We start from the raw sequence: 17,773 nt of genomic DNA, 5'->3' as shown, positions 1-17,773 counted from the left end.
GATTCGTCGCGCACGACGAAACCGTAGAACGGCTTCGTCGTGCGCGACAAGAGGGGTCGCTCAGAGCGGGATCCACGTGGTGGAGGTGGTGACCTCGTCGAGGGCCTCGGGGACCGGCTCGACCCCCAGGCCCGGCCCGCTCGGCACCGCGAGGGTGCCCCCGTCGAGCTGGAAGGGCTCTGTGATGTCGGTCCGGTAGTACCGGTCGGAGGCGGACGTGTCGCCGGGCAGGGTGAATCCCGGGAGCGCGGCGAGCGCCAGGTTCGCCGCGCGCCCGATGCCGGTCTCGAGCATCCCGCCGCACCACACTGGGACGCCGTGCGCCGCGCAGACGTCGTGGATGCGCCGCGCCTCGAGGTATCCGCCGACGCGGCCGGGCTTCACGTTCACGATCGAGCAGGCGCCGAGGCGGATCGCGTCGGCCGCCGCACGCGCCGACACGATCGACTCGTCGAGGCACACCGGCGTGCGCAGCTGCCTCGCGAGCTCGGCGTGCCCGAGGACGTCCTCCTCGTCCAGCGGCTGCTCGATCAGCAGCAGGTCGAACGGGTCGAGCTGCGCGAGGTGGCGTGCGTCGGCGACCGTGTAGGCGGTGTTGGCGTCGACCTGCAGCAGGACGTCCTCGCCGAAGCGCGCACGCACCGCACGGACCGGCTCGACGTCCCAGCCCGGCTGGATCTTGAGCTTGATCCGGACGTAGCCGGCGTCGAGATAGCCCGCGACCGCGTCGAGCAGCGCGGGGATCGAGTCCATGATCCCGACCGACACGCCGCAGGGCACCCGGTCGCGCACGGCACCGAGCTCGCGTGCGAACGACCGCCCCTCCGCTCGCAGCTCCGCATCCAGCACCGCCATCTCGAGGGCGGCCTTGGCCATCCGGTGTCCCTTGAACGGCGCCAGTGTCGGAGCGACGGCGGGGGCGTCGAGGTCCTCGACCTGGCCGAGCGCCGGGACGAGGAACCGTTGCAGCACGTCAGCGGCGGCCGAGACGTACTCCGAGGAGTAGAGGGGATCGCTCATCGCGACGCACTCGCCCCAGCCCTCCCCGTCCGGCGTGACGGCACGCAGGATCAACGCCTCTCGGACGGTCTCGGTGCCGAACGACGTCCGGAACGGCGCCACGAGGGGCATCGCGATGGTCCGGATCTCGACTCCGGTGAGCTTCATGACGAACCTTCCCTGTCCACGATGTAGTAGCCGCTGCGGTCGAACCCTCGGATCCGCGCGCCGTCGGCGAGCATCCCGCCGAGAGCGTCACGGACGGCCGTACGCCATCCCGCCGCGGCGCGGGGCTGCTCTGCGCGGAGCGCCTCGATGTCGGACGGGACCGCGACCAGGACGGTCGGCCCGTGCACGCGCCGTACGACCGGTGCGCCCGTCGGGGACTCCCCGACCGCGATGGTGGCGTGCGCGGCCCGTGCCGCCTCGGCGTCGGCGAGCGGGTGCCGTCCGCCGGACGCCGCCGCGACCTGGTCCGACGCGAGGTCCCAGCTGACGAGGAGCCGGTCGGTGTCGTCGCTGCCGTTGATCCGGTCGTTCATCGGGCCGTAGAAGTTGGCGAGGTACTCCGCGGGGGTCGCCGCGAGCTTGCTGAGGTTGAAGTACGCGTTGCGGCGCACGAGCGGGTCGAACGTCCACGAGATCTCGGTCGTCTCGTGGGCGAGCGACCAGGCCCGCTGGTGCACCTTGAGGGCGAAACCGACGTTGCGGCCGCGCATCCGCGGCGAGACCCCGGCGATGTGGCTGTGCATCGCCCGCTGCGCGGGCGGGGCGAAGAAGCCCATGCAGGCACCGACGAGCTCGTCGCCGTCGTACGCTCCCCCGACGTACCCGCCCGCCTTCGTCAGCGCCCGCAGCAGCTCGCCGGTCACCGGCAGGCTCGTGCCGTCCGGGCGCCAGATCACCTCGAACAGCGCACTCACCTGGGCGAACTGCGCGTTGCTGTCGAGCTGGCGGACATGGACGCCGGCGCGTCGCGCGGCCGCTCCCGCCGCCTCGATCGCATCGCGGACGGCGGGCGCGGCCGTCGTCTCGGGGACGAGATCCGTCGCGAGGTCGTCGGGCCTGGTCATCGTCATGCGTGTACCCCTTCGTCGAGCCGGGCGGGCGTCGCCGGCTCGCAGCCGTCCTTCAGCAGGTCGGCGACCAGCGCGGCCAGCAGCCGGGTCCGGTCGGCGACCTGCCCGACGACGACGTGCTCGTCGTCGGCGTGCGCACCCCCGCCGACGGCACCCAGGCCGTCGAGCGTCGGAGTGCCGACCCCGGCGGTGAAGTTCCCGTCCGACGCCCCGCCGACGGCTGCCGACGTCGGCGCGGCGAGGCCCAGCCCGGACGCGATGCGCGAGGCCCGGGCGAAGAGGGCCGCCGAGGAGGTCGCCTCGAGAGGCGGACGATTGGGCCCGCCACGTACGGACATCCGCGCGCCGTCGAGCACGGGCCGGAGCGCGTGCACCGCCCGGTCGACGCGGTCCTGCTCGGCGACCGTGCGCACCCGGACGTCGATCGCGATCGACCCGCCCGCAGCGACAGTGTTGGTCGTCGTGCCGGCGCGGACCACGGTCGGGGTCACCGTCGTGCCCGCCGCCGAGTCGCCCATCGCCGCTACCGCGAGGACCTGGTGCGCGACCTCGACCGCCGCGTTGACGCCCTTCTCCGGCTCGAGCCCCGCGTGCGCCGCACGTCCCTCCACGACCAGCTCGTACAGGGAGACCCCCTTGCGCTCGGTCTTGAGCGCGCCGCCGTCGGCCGACGCCTCGAGCACGAGCGCTCCCGCGCATCCGCGGGCCTCCTCCTCGATCAGCGCACGCGACGTCGGCGAGCCGAGCTCTTCGTCACCGGTGACGAGCAGCGTGATGCCGTCGCGGTCGTCGAGTGCGGCGACCGCATGGAGCGCCATCACCAGGCCGGTCAGCATGTCGAAGCAGCCCGGGCCTCGCATCACGCCGTCGCGCACCTCGTACGGGTGGGTCTCGAGCGAGCCGACCGGCCACACGGTGTCGTGGTGCGCCAGCAGCAGCACCCGGGGCACCGCGCCGAAGCGCCACCGCAGGTGGGTGCAGCCCTCGACCACGATCGTCTCCGGCGCGACGCCGAGGAGCCGGGTCCCGATCTCCGCGACGACCTCGGCGCTGCGAGCGACGGCGGCGAGGTCGTCCGACGGCGACTCGCACCGGACGAGACGTTCGATGTCGAGGAGCACGGCGTCGAGCGACACGGTGTCGAGCGCCACGGTGTCGCGCATCAGGCGACCTTCGGCGTGGCCCGCGCCCCGAAGTGGACGTACTGCTCACCGGTCGGCAGCGTGTAGAACACGACGTTGGTCCAGTTCTCCGAGCCCGGCATCCGCATCGCGTACAGGTCGTCCTCGATCGGGACGAGCGCCAGCTCCTGCGACGGGTCCTCGACCAGTGCGGCGAGCGGGCCGGTCGCGGTGTGCCGCAGCACGAGACCGTCCTCACCCTCGACGATCTCGATCCGCGCTCCCGTGCGCTCGTAGGTGCCGAGGTGGCGGCCGGCGTCGACGACGGCGGGCGGGTCGGTCGGGACGGGCGTCTCCGGCAGGGAGACGCCCGCAAGCGTCTCGAAGATCTCGCCGTACAGGTCGACGTAAAGGTCGCGCGCGTTGCCGCCGTTCGTGAGCAGGGTGACGGCGATGCCCTCCTCGGGCAGGACCCGCAGGAACGCGGACTGGCCGATCGTGTTGCCGTCGTGGCCGATGAGACGGCGGCCGCCCCAGCCGAAACGGATCCAGCCCAGCCCCCACGAGTCACCCAGCGTGTACGGGTCGGGGAGGTCGGTCTGGTGCTCCGTCATCGCCGCCGTCGACGCCGCGCTCAGGACCTGCGTGCCGTCCGGAGCCGCGCCGCCCTCGAGGTGCATCCGCGCGAACGCGAGGACCTCGGCGGTGGTCGCGTGGATCAGGCCCGCCGGTCCGGCGGACCGCGGCAACCCCCACACGGGCGCCGGTCGCGGCTCCTCGTCGCCTTCGCCCACGTGCCCGATCGCCGCCCGGAACCGCAGCGCCTCCTCCGGGAGCGTGCCCGTGCTCGCGAGCCCGAGCGGGGCGAACAGGCGCTCGCGCATGGCTTCGTCCCACACCTTGCCGGTGAGCTTCTCGATGACGCGTCCAGCAAGGTTGAAGCCGGAGTTGCAGTACGAGAAGGTCGCGCCCAGCGGGTGGTTCTGCCCCGCCTCGTCGAGCACCGCGACGTACTTCTCGAGGCAGTCGTCACCGCGGCCGGTGTCGGTGAAGACGTCGCCGTCGATGCCGCTGGTGTGGGTGAGCAGGTGGCGCATCGTGACCTGCTTCGCGACGTCGGGGTCGCTGAGCCTCAGCTCCGGCAGGACCTCGACGATCGGCGCGTCGAGGTCCAGCAGGCCCTCGTCGACGAGCTGCATGACGACGGTCGCCGTCCAGACCTTGCTGATCGAGCCGATCTGGAACAGCGTGTCATCGGTGACCTCCACGCCGGTCGCAGCGTTGACCAGACCGCTGTGCGCGTACGCCGGAGCGTCACCGAGACGCAGGATCCCGAGCGCGGCGCCTGGCACGCTGTAACGCGTGGCGAGCTCGCTGAGGCGGCGCTGCCAGTGGGCCTGGTCGATCGGCACACGACGCGACGTGCCGGGTGCGACGGCGTACTGCTCGACCCAGGCGACGACGCGACGGTTCCAGTCCGCGCGGTGCGACGGGCGCCCGGCGAGGATGAACAGGTGCGAGCCGCCCGGGTAGAGGACGAGCCGCGACGGCACCCCGCGCTCGCGCAGCGCGGTGAACCACTGCTCCGCCTGACCGACCGGGCAGCGGATGTCGTCGTCGCCCTGGACGATCAGCGTCGGGGTGGTCACGCTGCCGACCTCGGTGAGCGGCGACAGAGGGTCCACGTGCTCGCGCGCGTCGGCCGTACCGGCGGTGAGCTCGAGGTCCGCCAGGTAGTGGCCGGCGTCGGACGTGCCGCCCATGCTCGTCAGGTCGCTGACCACTCCCCCCGCCACGGCCGCGGCGAAGCGGTCGTCCCGGCTGGTCAGGTAGCAGGTCATGAACCCGCCGTAGCTGTAGCCGGTCACCGCGAGCCGGTCGGCGTCGGCAGTGCCGTCGGCGACGAGCTGGTCCAGCGGCTCCAGGAAGTCCTTCGCGTCCGCCGCCCCCCACCGGCCGACGGCCGCGGTGAAGAACGCCTCGCCGTACCCGTCGCTCGCCCGCGGGTTGAGGAGGAGCACCGCCCAGCCCTTGGCGGCCAGCACCTGGTGGTAGAGGTGCACCGCGTCGGCGGAGCCGTTCCAGGCGTTGTGCGGGCCGCCGTGGATGTCGAGCAGCAGCGGGAGCGGGCCCTCGCGGTCGGGGTCGCGGACGAGCCAGCCCTCGACGACGGTGCCGTCGGAGATCGCGAACTCGCGCGCCTCGGGGACGAAGAGCGCGCGGTCGTCACGCTGCAGGGAGGTGACCCTCCGCGTGTCGCCGCTCGCGACGTCGACGACGGCGACCTCGCCGTACGAGGTGGGGGTGCCGAGCACGACGGCGGCCGTGGTCCCCGCAGCAGACATGCCCGACACGTTGGTGCCGGCGCCGCCGACGACCAGGCGGGGCTCTCCCCCGTCGACGCCCACGGCGTACAGGTGGGTGCAGCCACGGTCGCGGACGCAGAACAGCACCTCACGTCCGTCGGCGCTCAGGCGAGGCAGCGCGCCCGGGTAGCCGGGGCCGCCGGGCATGACGTTGCGGTCGAGCGACGCGGCCAGATCCACGACGTCGCCGCCGTCGAGCGGGACGCGCAGCAGCTGGAGGTGGCCGACCGCGGTGTCCGGACGGCCCACCGCGAGCAGCGCCGTCGCGTCGGCGGTCCAGGAGACCGGGCCGAGGCCGGCGCCCGCCGGGCCGACGAGCGTGGGCTGCGCGTTCGGGGTGACAGCGTCGACCACGTACGCAGGCGTCTTCATGGAGAGGTCGGCATCGGCGTCGCGGGCGGCGGAGAACGCGACGCGCGTGCCGTCCGGCGACCATGCCGGCGACCCGGCGTGCCAGTCACCGCGCGTGACCTGACGGGCAGCACCGGTGCTCAGGTCCACGACGTGCACATGCATGCGCACCGTCCGCAGGTAGCCCGCGCCGTCGGCCTTGTAGCCGAGCCGGTCGGTCACGATCGGCGCGGTGGCGCGAGCCTTCTGCGCCGCGTCGCCCTCACCCGCGGTGGCTTCGAGGTCGACCGGCGCCGACAGGGCGAGCCGCGAGCCGTCGGGGCTCCACACCGGTTCGCCGGCACCGAGCGGCAGTGACGTGAGCTGCTCGGGCTCGCCGCCGTCGACCGGGATCGCCCAGACCTGGGCGGGGCCGTCGGCGGCCCTCAGGAACGCCACGCGCGATCCGTCCGGCGACCACACCGGCGAGCTGTCGCTCGTACCGCGGGTGAGCCGTCGCGGGCTGCCGCCGGAGGCCGGCACCACCCACAGCGAGCGGCAGTCGCGGTCGGCGTCGCGGTCGGTCGTCCGCAGCACGTACGCGACGGTGCTCCCGTCCGGAGAGAGGGCCGGCTGCTCGGGCAGCACGAGGTCGTACAGGTCGTCGATGTCCACGCGCTGGGTCACGTCACGGTCCCTTTCATCGGAGTGGTGTGGTCTGAGAGTTACGTGTCACGGGGCGGACAGCCTCGTACAGGCGTCCGAAATCACCCCACCGGAGTGGGACGACCGGACAGGTCGGTGATCGGGGGCACGGGACTCTTGCCCAGGGGGAAGTGGCATGCCGCATCATGCGGCCGCTGGTCGGCCCCGACGCTCGGGTCGTCGGTCGTGCACACGTCCCGACCGGCCACCACGAGCGGACCGACCGGGCAGCGCGGGTGGTAGCGGCACCCGTGCGGCGGGTCGTGCGGGTCCGGCGGCTCGACGTCGGCGACGGACTCCGGCCCCACGGCGGCGACGGGCTCGTGACGCGCCGGGGCGGCGCCGAGCAGATCGCGCGTGTAGGGGTGCTGCGGGTCGGCGAGGACGCGGTCGGTCGGTCCGGCCTCCACGATCCGCCCGAGGTACATCACCGCCACGAAGTCGCTGAGATAGCGGACCACGGCGAGGTTGTGCGAGATGAACAGCATCGAGAGACCGAGCTGACGCTGGACGTCGCGGACGAGGTTGAGCACCGCTCCCTGGACCGACACGTCCAGGGCGGAGGTGATCTCGTCGGCGATCACGACGTCGGGCTGTCCCGCCAGCGCCCGGGCGAGCGCGACGCGCTGACGCTGGCCACCCGACAGCTGGCGGGGAAGGACCTCCGCGCGGTCGGGGTCGAGGTTGACCAGCTCGAGCAGCCGGCCGACCTCGCCACGCCGGGCGGACCTTCCGCGGTGCGCCCCGCGCGGGAACGCCTCCGCGATGGAGTCGCCGATCGTCATGCGGGGATCGAGGGAGGAGTAGGGGTCCTGGAAGACCATCTGGATCGGACGGCGGCCCCGCGGCAGCCGACCGATGTCCGTGCCGTCGAGCAGGACGCGCCCGGAGGTCACCGGGGACAACCCGACCGCCGTCCGCGCCAGCGTCGACTTGCCCGAGCCGGACTCGCCGACCAGACCCACGACCGCGCCTGAGGGCACGGTGAGACTCACCCCGTCGACCGCGGTCAGGCCGTGCCGCCGGTTGCCGTAGCGCACGCTGACGTCGTCGAACCGCAGCTCACTCACTGCGCACCACCTCTCCTCGTGCTGCCTCGGCGACGACCGGCACCGGGAGCTCCGTGACCGGGTGCCAGCACGCGATGCCCTCGCGCAGCTCCGGGTCGTCGGTCCGGCACTGCTCGGTCGCGCGGGGACAACGGTCCGCGAACGCACAGCCGTGCGGCACCCTGCCCGGCTCGGGCGGCCGGCCGGGGATGACGCCCAGCGGCTGGTCGCGGTCCGACTCGAGGTCGGGGACGACCGACAGCAGAGCACGCGTGTACGGGTGCCGAGCACGCGCGAACAGGTCGCGCGCCGGCAGGTCCTCGACGATGCGTCCGGCGTACATGACGAGGATCCGCTCGCAGGTCTGCGAGACCACGGTGATGTCGTGGCTGATGAGCAGGATCGCGGCCTGCGTCTCCGCCCGCACCTGCTCGAGCAGCTGCAGCACCTGCTTCTGGACGGTGACGTCGAGCGCCGTCGTCGGCTCGTCGGCGACCACCAGCCGCGGGCTGCCCATCAGGCCCATCCCGATCATGGCGCGCTGGCGCATCCCGCCGGAGAACTCGTGCGGGTACTGGTGGGCCCGCCGCTCGGCCGCGGGGACGCGCACGGCACGGAGCCGGTCCACGGCGCGCGCCATCGCCGTACGCCGGTTCATGCCCTGGTGCTGGACCGCGACCTCCGCGAGCTGGCCGCCGATGCGCCGCGTCGGGTTGAACGACGTCATCGGGTCCTGGAACACCATCGCGAGCGACGTGCCGAGGAGCGAGCGCAAGGCACGCTCGTCGGTGGTGAGCAGCGGCACGCCGGCGAAGTCCAGCCGGTCGGCGGTGACCGCCCCCGGGGCCTCGATCAGCCGTGACACCGCGAGGGCCGTGAGGCTCTTGCCCGAGCCCGACTCCCCGACGACACCGACGACCTCCCCAGGACGCAGGCTGAAGCTCACGCCGCGGACGGGCGTCGTCCATCCGTCTCCGGCCGGGAACGCGACCCGCAGGTTCTCAACCTGGAGCACCGGCGCGTCGTCGACCACCCCGGCCTCGACCGGCTCGGGCGCAACGGCGGCGCGGGTTCGCGGCACGTCCCGGAACTTCTCCGACCTCGTCCGCTGACCCACGACCGCGGCGACCGTCTCGCCGAACAGGTTGAAGGCCAGGCCCGCGACCACCACGGCGACGCCGGGCGCGAGCGCCGCGGCGGGGTTGGTGTAGATCCGGTTGAGGCTCTCGCCCAGCAGACGGCCCCAGTCGTACGACGGGGCCTGCACGCCGATGCCGAGGAACGACAGGCCGGCGAACGCGAGCAGCGCCGTGCCGGCTCCGATCGTGGCGTTGACGACGAGCGGCTCGCCGATGTTGGGCAGGACGTGACGGAACAGCACCCGTACCCGGCCCACGCCCGCCACCCGGGCCGCGGCGATGTAGTCGCGACCAGCCACCGACGCCGCGAGGGTCTGCGTGAGGCGTGCGAAGCCCGGCGCGGTCGCCAGCCCGATCGCGAGCACCGCACCCGTCGTCCCGACGCCGAAGATCACCGCGAAGAACAGGGCGAGAAGGAGGCCCGGGAACGCGACGGCGATGTTCACGCCGGAGGTCACGAGCCGGCCGGCGCGGCGTGGCAGGACCGACGGTGCCGCCCCCAGGATCGTGCCCAGAGTCACGCCGATCGCGGTCGCGGCGAGGGCCAGCCCGACCGACAGGCGCGTGGCGACGAGGACCCGGTAGAGGATGTCGCGGCCGAGGGCGTCCGTGCCGAGCGGGTGCGCGCTCGACGGACCCTGCATGATCGCGTCCGTGTCGACGGCGGAGGCCTCGTCGCCCCACAGGATCGGCGCCACGACCGCCATCGCCAGCACGAGCCCCAGAAGGATCACGGCGGAGGCCCCCAGCGGGGTCCGGAGGATCGCCGACCACCGCGTCGTCCGCGTGCTACGGGTCATGAGCGTGCGCAGTGCCGTGGGCGTGGCCATCATGCCTCCCGGATCGTGGAGCGCGGGTCGAGCACGGCGAGCAGCACGTCCACGACGAGGTTCACCAGCAGGACGCCGATGCCGTAGACGAGGACGATCCCCTGCACCATCGGGTAGTCGCGGTCGAGGATCGACCCGACGATCGCCGAGCCCAGGCCCGGCCACGCGAACACGTTCTCGACGAGCAGAGTCCCGGCGACGAGGCCGGTGAGGAGCAGGCCGCCGAGCGTGAGGGTCGCCGTCAACGCGTTCGGGAGGGCGTGCCGGACGTAGACGGCGAACGGCGGGAGCCGCTTGGCGCGGGCCGTCCGGATGTAGTCGTTGCCGAGGACCGCGAGCATCTCGACCCGGACGATCCGCGCCAGCACGGCCGCAGGCCCGATCGCGAGCGCGACGACCGGCAGAACGGCGGCGCCCGGCTCCGTGTTGCCCGCGACCGGGAACCATCCCAGGGTGACCGCGAAGACGTAGGCGAGCAGCACCGCGACCAGGAACTCCGGGATCGCCGCCAGGAGGACCGACGTCGCGGTGAAGCCGAGCTCGGCGCCGCGGCGTCGCCCGCCCCGGGTCAGGACCGCCATGGTGACGCCGAGCGGGATCGCCACGACGAGGACGAGCAGGAACGCGAGGAGGGCCAGCTCCAGCGTCGCCGGGAGCCGGTCGCTGATCACCTGCGACACGGGCTGGTTGCTCATCATCGACGTCCCGAGGTCACCGCTGAAGATGCCCTTGACGTAGTCCCAGTACTGAGTGAGCAACGGATCGTTCAGGCCGAGCGCCTCGCGGCGCGCCTCGACCTGCTCGGGCGGGGCGTTCATCCCGAGGGAGGCACGGACGGGGTCGCCCGGAACCAGGTGGATCATCAGGAAGGCCGCCGTCACCAGCACCCAGAGCGACACCAGGAAGCGCCCGAGGCGTCGCGCGGCGAACGACAGCCAGGGGCTGTCCCACGCTCTGCCCTGTGCCACTGTCGCGGTGGTCATCGTCGAAACCTCTCGTTCACTCGACGGCGTCGGTGCGTGAGTGGTCACCCGCAGCTGTCGGGTGACCACTCACGCACCAATGGGGGGTGCTCACTCGTACATGCGGATGGACGCCGGGTCGATGCCGTCGTTCACCGCGAACTCCGCTCCCTTGCCGAACGTCGGGACGACGGTGTCGGCGTACGGGACGACGTCGACGGAGTCGAAGAGCGCCGACTCCCCGGCGGCCCAGCTCTCGCAGCCTTCGGCTCCAGCCATCGCCGACGCCTTGGTCACGCTCTCCGTATAGCCCGCGTTCTCGATGTGCGCGAAGTTGACGCCCTGCGGGGGCACCGGGCCGGAGAGGAACGGAACGATCTGGCTCGGCAGACCGACGGTCAGCGGGCCCATCGACACGTCCCAGTCACCGGTGCCGAAGAGCACCTCGTTGAGGCCCGGGCTGTCGACCCCCTTGAGCGTGACGTCCGCACCGAGCTCCTTCCACGTCTGCTGGACGAGCTCGGCGGCCGCGGTCATCGTGGAGCCCAGCTGAGTCCCGTAGATCACCGTGAACGACAGCTTCTTGCCGTCCTTCGTCCGGACGCCGTCGGCACCGGCCGTCCACCCCGCCGCGTCGAGCGCGGACTTCGCCGCGGCGTCGTCGTGGTCCGGGAGGTGCCCGGACACCGTGTCGATCGAGCACGGCTTCGGCGCGATCGTCACCATGCCCTCGGAGCGCTTGCCCTTGCCGCCGGTGACGACCTTCGTGAGCTCGTCGAGGTCGAGCGCCTGCGTCAGCGCGCGACGGACCTCCTCGTCCTGCGTCGCCCGTCCGTCGGCCTGGTTGAAGTAGAACTGGCCGATCGGGCTCACGAGGTCGCCGTGGAACAGGTCCTGGGCGAGGAGGCGGTCCTGGTCCGGGCCGGCGATCGACACCGCGTTGATGTCGCCGGAGGTCAGCAGGTTGGCCGCCGTGGTCTCGTTCGGCACCACCTTGAAGACGACCTCGTCAGGGAGGCCCTTCTGCTCCGGGTCGAAGTCACCTGGGCCCCACGTGTAGTCGTCGCGCCTCTTCAGCGTGTAGTGGTCGTTGGGGACGACCTCGCTGATCGTGAACATCCCGGTGCCCGACTCGCCCTTCGCAAGAACGCTGCGGTCCTCGAGCCCCTTGCCGCACACGATCGGCACGGTGCCGAGGTTCACCAGCAGGAACGCGTCGGGAGCACCGCTGGTCACCGTGACGGTCCGCGTCGCGTCGTCGGCCGTGGCCTTCGTGCCCGCGGTGACCCAGAGCCCGTTCAGCGGGGACTTGTTGGCCGGGTCCGCGATGAAGTTGATGTTCTCGGCGACGTCGCTGGCGGTCACCGCCGCCCCGTCGGAGCACGTGATGCCGTCGCGGAGCGTGAAGGTCGCCTTCGTGGTGTCGGCGTCCCACTTCTCGGCGAGGCTGCCCACGATCGTGCCGTCGTCCTCCTGCTGCACGAGGGTGCCGTACAGGAAGCGGTCGACCTGCCGGGTCACCGACAGCACGGTCATCATCGGGTCGAGGTTGCCGGGGTCGGTCGCCACCGACATCGTGAACGTCTTGCCGTCGGCGAGCGTGCCGCTGTCGCCGCTGCCGGCGTCGCTCGATCCGCCGCCGCAGCCGGACAGCGCGAGGGCCGTCACGCCGATCATCGTCAGCAGGGTCCGTGAGGGTCTCATTGGCCGCCTCCAGCCAGGTCGTGAGGTGTGGGGGTGAGGGTTCGGAGGTGGTCGATCGCGAGCCGCGCTGCTCGTCCGATCGAGGCGTCCACGGCGGGCTGGCGGTCGACGAGCGACTCCGCCCGGGTGAACACGGCCACCGCGTACCGGCGGCCGTCGGGATAGCTGACGACGCCGGCCTCGTTGCGGACGGCCGGCAGGGTCCCCGTCTTGGCGGCGATCGTGACCCCGGCGTCGAAGCCCGACGTCAGGCGGTGCGGCCAGACCTGGTGCGCCATGATGTCTCGGACCGTGGCACAGGCCTCCGACGCCGCCGCGCGGTCGGTCCAGATCGCGTCGAGGAGCGTGGTGATCTCTCGCGGGGTCGACGCGGTCGTCCGTGACGGGTCGAGGACGGCGAGCTTCCAGACCTGCTCGGGCGTCGCTGCGGCGAGCGCGGCGTCGACGTCGTCGTCGGCGGACACCCCGAGGTCGGCGAGCAGCGACGCGAACAGGTCCTCGCAGCACCCGACCAGGCGCGTGCGGCCCAGTCCCAGGTCGGCCAGCACCCGGTCCACCGCCTCCTGGCCGACCCGGTGGAAGACGACGTCGGTCGCCGCGTTGTCGCTCATCGTCAGCATGAACAGCGCCAGGTCGCGCCAGCTCATCTCGACGTCGTCGGCACATCCGGCCGTGCCGATCCCCCCGATCCGGTAGCGCGAGGTGACCCGGGCACGCTCGGCGGGGTCCAGACGACCTGCCGCGACCTCCCTGGCGTACGCGACCGCGACCGGGATCTTGAAGACCGAGGCCAGCACGACGGGATCGTCGCCACCCACGCTGATCTCCGGGCCGTCGTCCACGCCGACCTCGCGGGCGTGGAGGAATCCGGTGGCTCCCGCGGCGGCGAAGACGGCCGCGATGTCGTCGGACACTGCGTGGTCGGTCACGACACCCTGCGGTCCGCGCGCCCGGTGTGCAGGAAGGACGCGCGGTCCGCGCCGCCCTCGACGACGAACGCGTGCGGCATGTGGACGCCGTGCTCGGCCTGGGCCGGGAGCAGCGTGTCGCCGCGCCACGCGACGAGCTCGCTCTTCTCCGGCGCCTCGCCGAGCTCGGCGAAGATGCCCTTCATCTCGCGCTCGATCCAGAGACGACCATCCTCGTCGACGGTGACGATCGAGTCGGCGACGGACGACGCGTACGTCCCCGCGTACCGCTGCGGGTCCGCGACCTTCGCGCCCGGCTCGGGCGTGGGGAGCTCGGGGACCGTCACGTCCGCGAGCTCGGCGAGGACGTGACCGAAGATCTCGGTGTAGAGCTGGAACGGGTTGCCGCCGTTGGTGAGCAGGGCGACCGCGACGTCGCGACCGGGCACGATCCGCAGGAACGCCGACTGGCCGATGGTGCCACCGTCGTGACCGATCACGGTGCCTCCCTCGAAGTCGAAGATCTCCCAGCCGAGTCCCCAGGCGTTGCCCATGAGGCCGAGGTCGGGCAGCTCGACCTGCCGCTCCTGCATCGCCTTGACGCTGGCCGGGCTGAGGACCTCGGTGCCGTCGGGTGCCGTCCCGCCGGCGAGGTGCATGCGGGCGAACCCGAGCAGGTCGCGGGGACGCATCGCCAGCATCGACCCGGCCGGGGCGTTCGAGCGGACCAGCGACCAGACGGGCGCCGGCTCGAAGTCCGCGTCGGCGGACTGCTGGATGTGGCCGACCGCCGCCCGGTACATGATCGCCTCGTAGGGCCCGTTGGCCGCGTGCGTCAACCCGAGCGGCGTGAACAGGTGGTCGCGGACGCAGTCGTCGAACGGCTTCTCGCGGAGCACCTCGACGACGCGGCCGAGGACGCAGTAGCCGGCGTTGTTGTAGGAGAACCGCTCCCCCGGCGCGAAGAGCTGGGGCACGTCGGCGAGCACCGCGACGTACTTCTCGACGCAGTCGTCGCCCTTGCCGGTGTCGGTGAAGATGTCACCCTCGAAGCCCGAGACGTGGCACATCAGCTGGCGGACGGTGATCGCGGCGGCGGCATCCTCGTCACCGAGGGCGAACTCCGGGACGTAGGTGCGGACCGTGGCGTCGAGGTCGAGCTTTCCCTCGTCGACGAGCTGCATCGCCAGCGTCGTCGTCCAGACCTTCGTGATCGAGCCGACCTGGAAGACCGAGTCGGGCGTCGCCTCGACGCCGGTCGCCTTGCTGAGGACTCCGGCGGCGGTGTCGACCACCTCGCCGCCTGCGAGCACGGCCACGGCCGCCCCGGGGACCTGGTGCTCGGCGAGCAGCTCCGGGAGCCGCTTCTCGATCCACGTGCCGACCTCTGCCAGTGACGCCATGTCCGCTCCTCCTCGGTGGGTTTCGTGGAGCGTAGGGGCGCCGGCGCCGGGACCTCTTCGTCGTGCCGAACAAAGAAACTCGCCCTGGTTGGGTGGCGCCGACGACGGTGTCCGCGACGGGCGCCGAGAAGTGTGGTGCTGCGTCAGCGGGGCTCGCCGCGCAGGGGACGCCCGGGGTAGGCATCGACCTGCAACGCTCCGTCGCGGACGACGGCCGTGCCGGCCACGAACAGGTGCCGAACGCCTACCGAAGGCCGCACCGGGTCGGCGTACGTGGCGGCGTCCGAGATCCGCTCCGGGTCCAGAACGACGACGTCGGCGTCGGCGCCGACTCCGAGGTGGCCCTTCGCGCGCGCCGCGGGAGCAGCGTCGTCGAGGACGCGGGCGGGCAGGTACGAGCAGCGGCGGAACGCCTCCAGCCAGGTCCACACCGCGGTCTCGCGGACCATCAGCCGCAGGGACTTCGCGAAGGTGCCGGCGGTCCTGGGATGGGTCGCGCCGCCTGGGGGCAGCGGCCACTCCCTCGAGTCCATGACGCCGTTGCCCCACAGGACGGGCATCGCATCGCTCGCGACGATCGCGTCGGGGAAGGCCAGCGCCTGCTGGAGCAGCGCACGGTCGGCCGGGTCGCGCTCGTCCAGGAACTCGACGAGGCACTCCGCCCCAGGGTCGGTCGCGCGGACCTCGCGCAGCCTTCCCTCGTCGGCGATCCGCTCCCCCGTCTCCACCATCACGATGTTGGAGGGCCGGATGCCCCAGGCCGCGAGACGCTCGGGAGCCAGGAAGTACGCCCCGACGCCCGTGCTGCCCGCGCCGTACGGATAGGTCTCGACGGTCATCCGAGACCCGGACGCGCGAGACTTGTCGAGCATCCCGAGAACCCGGTCGACATGGCGACGCGACGTGCTGTTGACGTGGCAGTGGTGCATCGCGGCGCCGGTCTCCCCCGCGGCGATCATCAGCTCCTCCGAGCCGTCGATCGGCGTGGTCGGGTCGGCCTCGACGAGCTCGCGGACGTGCGTGTACGTCGGCGCGTCCGCCGCCGCGGCCAGTCGGGCCACCGCGAGCAGCTCGGCGGGGTCGGTCCGCGGGGCGTACCCGAGGAGGATGCCGATCCCGAGGGCGCCGTCGGCGAGCTCCCGCTCGAGCAGCGACAGCCAGGTCCTGAGCTCGGCCGGGGAGGACGACCGCTGCCACGCCGGGTCGCCGAGCAGCGCGAGGCCCGAGTCGAAGCGTGCGTCGGGCTCGATCCCGAGGTGCGCGTGCGCCCGCGCGACGCCCCAGGACGCGGAGAAGCCGAAGTTGAGCGGCCTGCCCTCACGGGCGGCGTCCTCGTATGCCGTCGCGACCGGCATCAGCCCCGCCTCGAGGTCGAGCGCCGTGGTCACGCCGTCCATGGCCTGGAGGCGTTGTCCGGCGATCGAGTGGACGTGGCTGTGCAGGTCGACGAACCCCGGACCGACGACGAGTCCTGTCGCGTCGACGACGGCGGTGCCGTCCGGCGCGGCGACGTCGGGTCCGAGCGCGGCGATCGCGCCGTCGCGGATCAGGACGTCGGCCAGTCCGTCGAAGGAGGTGCCAGGGTCGACGACGCGGCCGCCGCGCAGGAGTGTGTCCATGCTCGCAGCCTGTCAAACGCGACCGGGCGCGCCTTGGTCGGAGACGACGAAGGCGCTCGGCGCGGGTAGTGGCGCCGTACGAACGGCGTTGCGTCTCGCGCCGAGCGCGGCACCTCGCTCAGTGGTGGTGGCTGTGCTTGTGCTTCTTGCCCGGGAGCTGCGCCCGGATCTCGCCACCGGGGTACGTCGTGGAGTGCACGTTGACGTACGCGGTGCCCGAACGGATCGCGCGGACCAGCTCGGCGAGCTCGCCGGCGGCGATGCCCTGACCGGTCGGACCGACGACGTCGGCGGCATCGATGACGCCGCTGACGGACCCCTGCTGGGGGCAGGCCTGGGTGCCGGCGGGCCCGTTGCCGAGGTTCGTGCACAGGAACACGGAGACCCCGCCGTTCACGGCCCTCTGCCCGAAGTGGATGTGCGCCTGCGTGACGCTGCCGGTGAGGCCGCCGTACGTCAGGCGGTAGCGGATGGTGCTCCCGTCACGCGCGATCTTGGAGCGGAACGTTCCCCCGGCGGCGGTCGAGAGCGCCGGGACCTCCTCGTACCCGGTGAGCGTCGAGCGCTTGCCGGTGGGACCCGAGTCCCCCTTCGCCATCGTCACGCCCGCGGCGCCGGAGAGGAGGATGACGGCTGCGGCCGCGACCGGTCCAGCTTTGCTGACCATGGACTGCTCCTTCGTGCTGGGGCCGGAGGTCGCGGCGAGGTGCCGCCCCTCTCCACTGAACGCGCGCCCTCCGGCGAGGTCAACGCCGGTTGCGGACGGATGTGGGACTCGGGACCTCGGTCCCTGGCATCGCGCGACCCGTGGACGTTCGATGGAAGGGAGGGAGACGAAGGGGGTCCACGATGTCGACGACGATCGCCCGGTCCAGGGCCGGCAGCGCGAGCCGCCGCGCCGGCTACGTCGTGGCCGTGGTCGTGAACGCCGTGATCCTGGTCGCGGTGAACGGCTGGCCCGGCTGGGAGGTGGTGCCGTTCCTGACCGCGGAGACGGCCGAGGTCATCGGGTGGATCAACGCCTCGCTGGTCGGCGGGGTGGTGGCGAACAGCGTCTATGCGGCGGTCGACCCCGGCAAGCGGGTCAAGGCGCTCGGCGAGCTCGCGACGACGGCGATCGGCCTGGCTGCGCTGGTCCGCCTGTGGGAGGTCTTCCCGTTCGCCTTCGGCAACACCGCCGTCGACTGGGACCTCGTCACGCGGGTCCTGCTCGGCGTCGGCGTCGCCGGGAGCGTCGTGGCGATCGTCGTCGCGGTCGTGACGTGCGTCAGGCCAGCGCCTGGAACACCTCGTACACCATGATCGCGGGCCAGACGAGGCCTTGCAGGATCGCGAGCACGTGCTCCCAGAAGCCGTCGGCCTGCTGCCAGAACCACACCCAGGACCCGAAGATCCCGAGCGGGTAGATGACGCTGCTCGCACCGGTCGCGGTCTTGCTCATCGTGGCTCCCCTCGCCGGTGACGAGGATCCCGCGAGGCTCCGGGCCCCGCAAGGCGACGCGCGGAGGCAGCGTCGTCTGCGCTCGGCGTGGACCGCCTGCGCCGTACGCTGAGAAAGG

General features: G+C 72.5%; 14 protein-coding genes. 1 reads left to right on the top strand and 13 read right to left on the bottom strand.

All coding sequences use genetic code 11. The features are described 5' to 3' along the window. Positions 1-60: 60 nt before the first annotated feature. The 12 genes from menC to ACQSSQ_RS23460 all read right to left on the bottom strand — a co-directional run bounded on the left by menC (position 61) and on the right by ACQSSQ_RS23460 (position 16,881). The gene (menC, locus tag ACQSSQ_RS23515) at positions 61-1,167 is read right to left on the bottom strand and encodes an o-succinylbenzoate synthase (protein WP_431329588.1); all 1,107 of its coding nucleotides are present in this window, start codon (positions 1,165-1,167) and stop codon (positions 61-63) included. Further along, on the bottom strand, positions 1,164-2,078 hold the full coding sequence (locus ACQSSQ_RS23510) for a GNAT family N-acetyltransferase (RefSeq protein ID WP_431329587.1): 915 nt from the start codon (positions 2,076-2,078) through the stop codon (positions 1,164-1,166). Before ACQSSQ_RS23510 ends, menC begins: the two co-directional genes overlap by 4 nt. After that, a complete protein-coding gene (locus ACQSSQ_RS23505) occupies positions 2,075-3,241 on the bottom strand; it encodes a M20 family metallopeptidase (RefSeq protein WP_431329586.1) in 1,167 nt (388 codons plus the stop codon). The genes ACQSSQ_RS23510 and ACQSSQ_RS23505 overlap by 4 nt, the downstream gene beginning before the upstream one ends. Then, complete coding sequence (locus tag ACQSSQ_RS23500; protein WP_431329585.1) at positions 3,241-6,582, bottom strand: serine hydrolase; 3,342 nt, start codon at positions 6,580-6,582, stop codon at positions 3,241-3,243. The genes ACQSSQ_RS23505 and ACQSSQ_RS23500 overlap by 1 nt, the downstream gene beginning before the upstream one ends. Before the next feature lie 80 nt (positions 6,583-6,662). Beyond that, the gene (locus tag ACQSSQ_RS23495) at positions 6,663-7,670 is read right to left on the bottom strand and encodes an ABC transporter ATP-binding protein (RefSeq protein ID WP_431329584.1); all 1,008 of its coding nucleotides are present in this window, start codon (positions 7,668-7,670) and stop codon (positions 6,663-6,665) included. Then, positions 7,663-9,588: a dipeptide/oligopeptide/nickel ABC transporter permease/ATP-binding protein gene (locus tag ACQSSQ_RS23490; RefSeq protein WP_431329583.1), complete on the bottom strand. Its 1,926-nt coding sequence runs from the start codon at positions 9,586-9,588 to the stop codon at positions 7,663-7,665. Before ACQSSQ_RS23490 ends, ACQSSQ_RS23495 begins: the two co-directional genes overlap by 8 nt. 29 nt (positions 9,589-9,617) lie before the next feature. After that, positions 9,618-10,601 carry an ABC transporter permease gene (locus tag ACQSSQ_RS23485; protein ID WP_431329582.1) on the bottom strand — a complete coding sequence of 328 codons (984 nt, stop codon included), beginning with the start codon at positions 10,599-10,601 and terminating at the stop codon, positions 9,618-9,620. A gap of 90 nt (positions 10,602-10,691) precedes the next feature. After that, positions 10,692-12,284 (bottom strand): ABC transporter substrate-binding protein, encoded by a 1,593-nt coding sequence (locus ACQSSQ_RS23480; protein ID WP_431329581.1) that lies wholly within the window; start codon positions 12,282-12,284, stop codon positions 10,692-10,694. After that, positions 12,281-13,213 (bottom strand): serine hydrolase, encoded by a 933-nt coding sequence (locus tag ACQSSQ_RS23475; protein WP_431329580.1) that lies wholly within the window; start codon positions 13,211-13,213, stop codon positions 12,281-12,283. The genes ACQSSQ_RS23480 and ACQSSQ_RS23475 overlap by 4 nt, the downstream gene beginning before the upstream one ends. Then, positions 13,210-14,595: a serine hydrolase domain-containing protein gene (locus ACQSSQ_RS23470; RefSeq protein WP_431329579.1), complete on the bottom strand. Its 1,386-nt coding sequence runs from the start codon at positions 14,593-14,595 to the stop codon at positions 13,210-13,212. The genes ACQSSQ_RS23475 and ACQSSQ_RS23470 overlap by 4 nt, the downstream gene beginning before the upstream one ends. A 143-nt stretch (positions 14,596-14,738) precedes the next feature. Continuing rightward, positions 14,739-16,214, bottom strand: a complete 1,476-nt coding sequence (locus ACQSSQ_RS23465; RefSeq protein ID WP_431329578.1) for an amidohydrolase family protein — start codon at positions 16,212-16,214, stop codon at positions 14,739-14,741. Between the two features lie 118 nt (positions 16,215-16,332). Continuing rightward, positions 16,333-16,881, bottom strand: coding sequence for a CHRD domain-containing protein (locus tag ACQSSQ_RS23460; RefSeq protein ID WP_431329577.1), 549 nt, complete (start codon positions 16,879-16,881; stop codon positions 16,333-16,335). A gap of 182 nt (positions 16,882-17,063) precedes the next feature. Here ACQSSQ_RS23460 and ACQSSQ_RS23455 point away from each other — a divergent pair, with 182 nt between their 5' ends. Beyond that, positions 17,064-17,516, top strand: a complete 453-nt coding sequence (locus tag ACQSSQ_RS23455; protein ID WP_431329576.1) for a hypothetical protein — start codon at positions 17,064-17,066, stop codon at positions 17,514-17,516. On the opposite strand, the gene ACQSSQ_RS23450 is transcribed toward ACQSSQ_RS23455, so the two are convergent. Then, a complete protein-coding gene (locus ACQSSQ_RS23450; RefSeq protein ID WP_431329575.1) occupies positions 17,482-17,655 on the bottom strand; it encodes a hypothetical protein in 174 nt (57 codons plus the stop codon). The two genes, ACQSSQ_RS23455 and ACQSSQ_RS23450, sit on opposite strands and share 35 nt — an antisense overlap. Positions 17,656-17,773: the final 118 nt, after the last annotated feature.

The sequence above is a fragment of the Mumia spirodelae genome (genome assembly GCF_050632745.1).
Lineage (GTDB): Bacteria > Actinomycetota > Actinomycetes > Propionibacteriales > Nocardioidaceae > Mumia.
The sequence above is the reverse complement of the archived record's forward strand: the minus strand, read 5'-3'. Positions and strand labels throughout refer to the sequence as shown.

What these genes read in the sequence shown, in the direction of transcription:
- ACQSSQ_RS23450 (WP_431329575.1), bottom strand. Translation starts at nt 17,655, where the DNA reads ATGAGCAAGACCGCGACCGGTGCGAGCAGCGTCATCTACCCGCTCGGG.
- ACQSSQ_RS23455 (WP_431329576.1), top strand. Translation starts at nt 17,064, where the DNA reads ATGTCGACGACGATCGCCCGGTCCAGGGCCGGCAGCGCGAGCCGCCGC.
- ACQSSQ_RS23470 (WP_431329579.1), bottom strand. Translation starts at nt 14,595, where the DNA reads ATGGCGTCACTGGCAGAGGTCGGCACGTGGATCGAGAAGCGGCTCCCG.
- menC (WP_431329588.1), bottom strand. Translation starts at nt 1,167, where the DNA reads ATGAAGCTCACCGGAGTCGAGATCCGGACCATCGCGATGCCCCTCGTG.
- ACQSSQ_RS23510 (WP_431329587.1), bottom strand. Translation starts at nt 2,078, where the DNA reads ATGACGATGACCAGGCCCGACGACCTCGCGACGGATCTCGTCCCCGAG.
- ACQSSQ_RS23485 (WP_431329582.1), bottom strand. Translation starts at nt 10,601, where the DNA reads ATGACCACCGCGACAGTGGCACAGGGCAGAGCGTGGGACAGCCCCTGG.
- ACQSSQ_RS23490 (WP_431329583.1), bottom strand. Translation starts at nt 9,588, where the DNA reads ATGACCCGTAGCACGCGGACGACGCGGTGGTCGGCGATCCTCCGGACC.
- ACQSSQ_RS23505 (WP_431329586.1), bottom strand. Translation starts at nt 3,241, where the DNA reads ATGCGCGACACCGTGGCGCTCGACACCGTGTCGCTCGACGCCGTGCTC.
- ACQSSQ_RS23465 (WP_431329578.1), bottom strand. Translation starts at nt 16,214, where the DNA reads ATGGACACACTCCTGCGCGGCGGCCGCGTCGTCGACCCTGGCACCTCC.
- ACQSSQ_RS23460 (WP_431329577.1), bottom strand. Translation starts at nt 16,881, where the DNA reads ATGGTCAGCAAAGCTGGACCGGTCGCGGCCGCAGCCGTCATCCTCCTC.
- ACQSSQ_RS23480 (WP_431329581.1), bottom strand. Translation starts at nt 12,284, where the DNA reads ATGAGACCCTCACGGACCCTGCTGACGATGATCGGCGTGACGGCCCTC.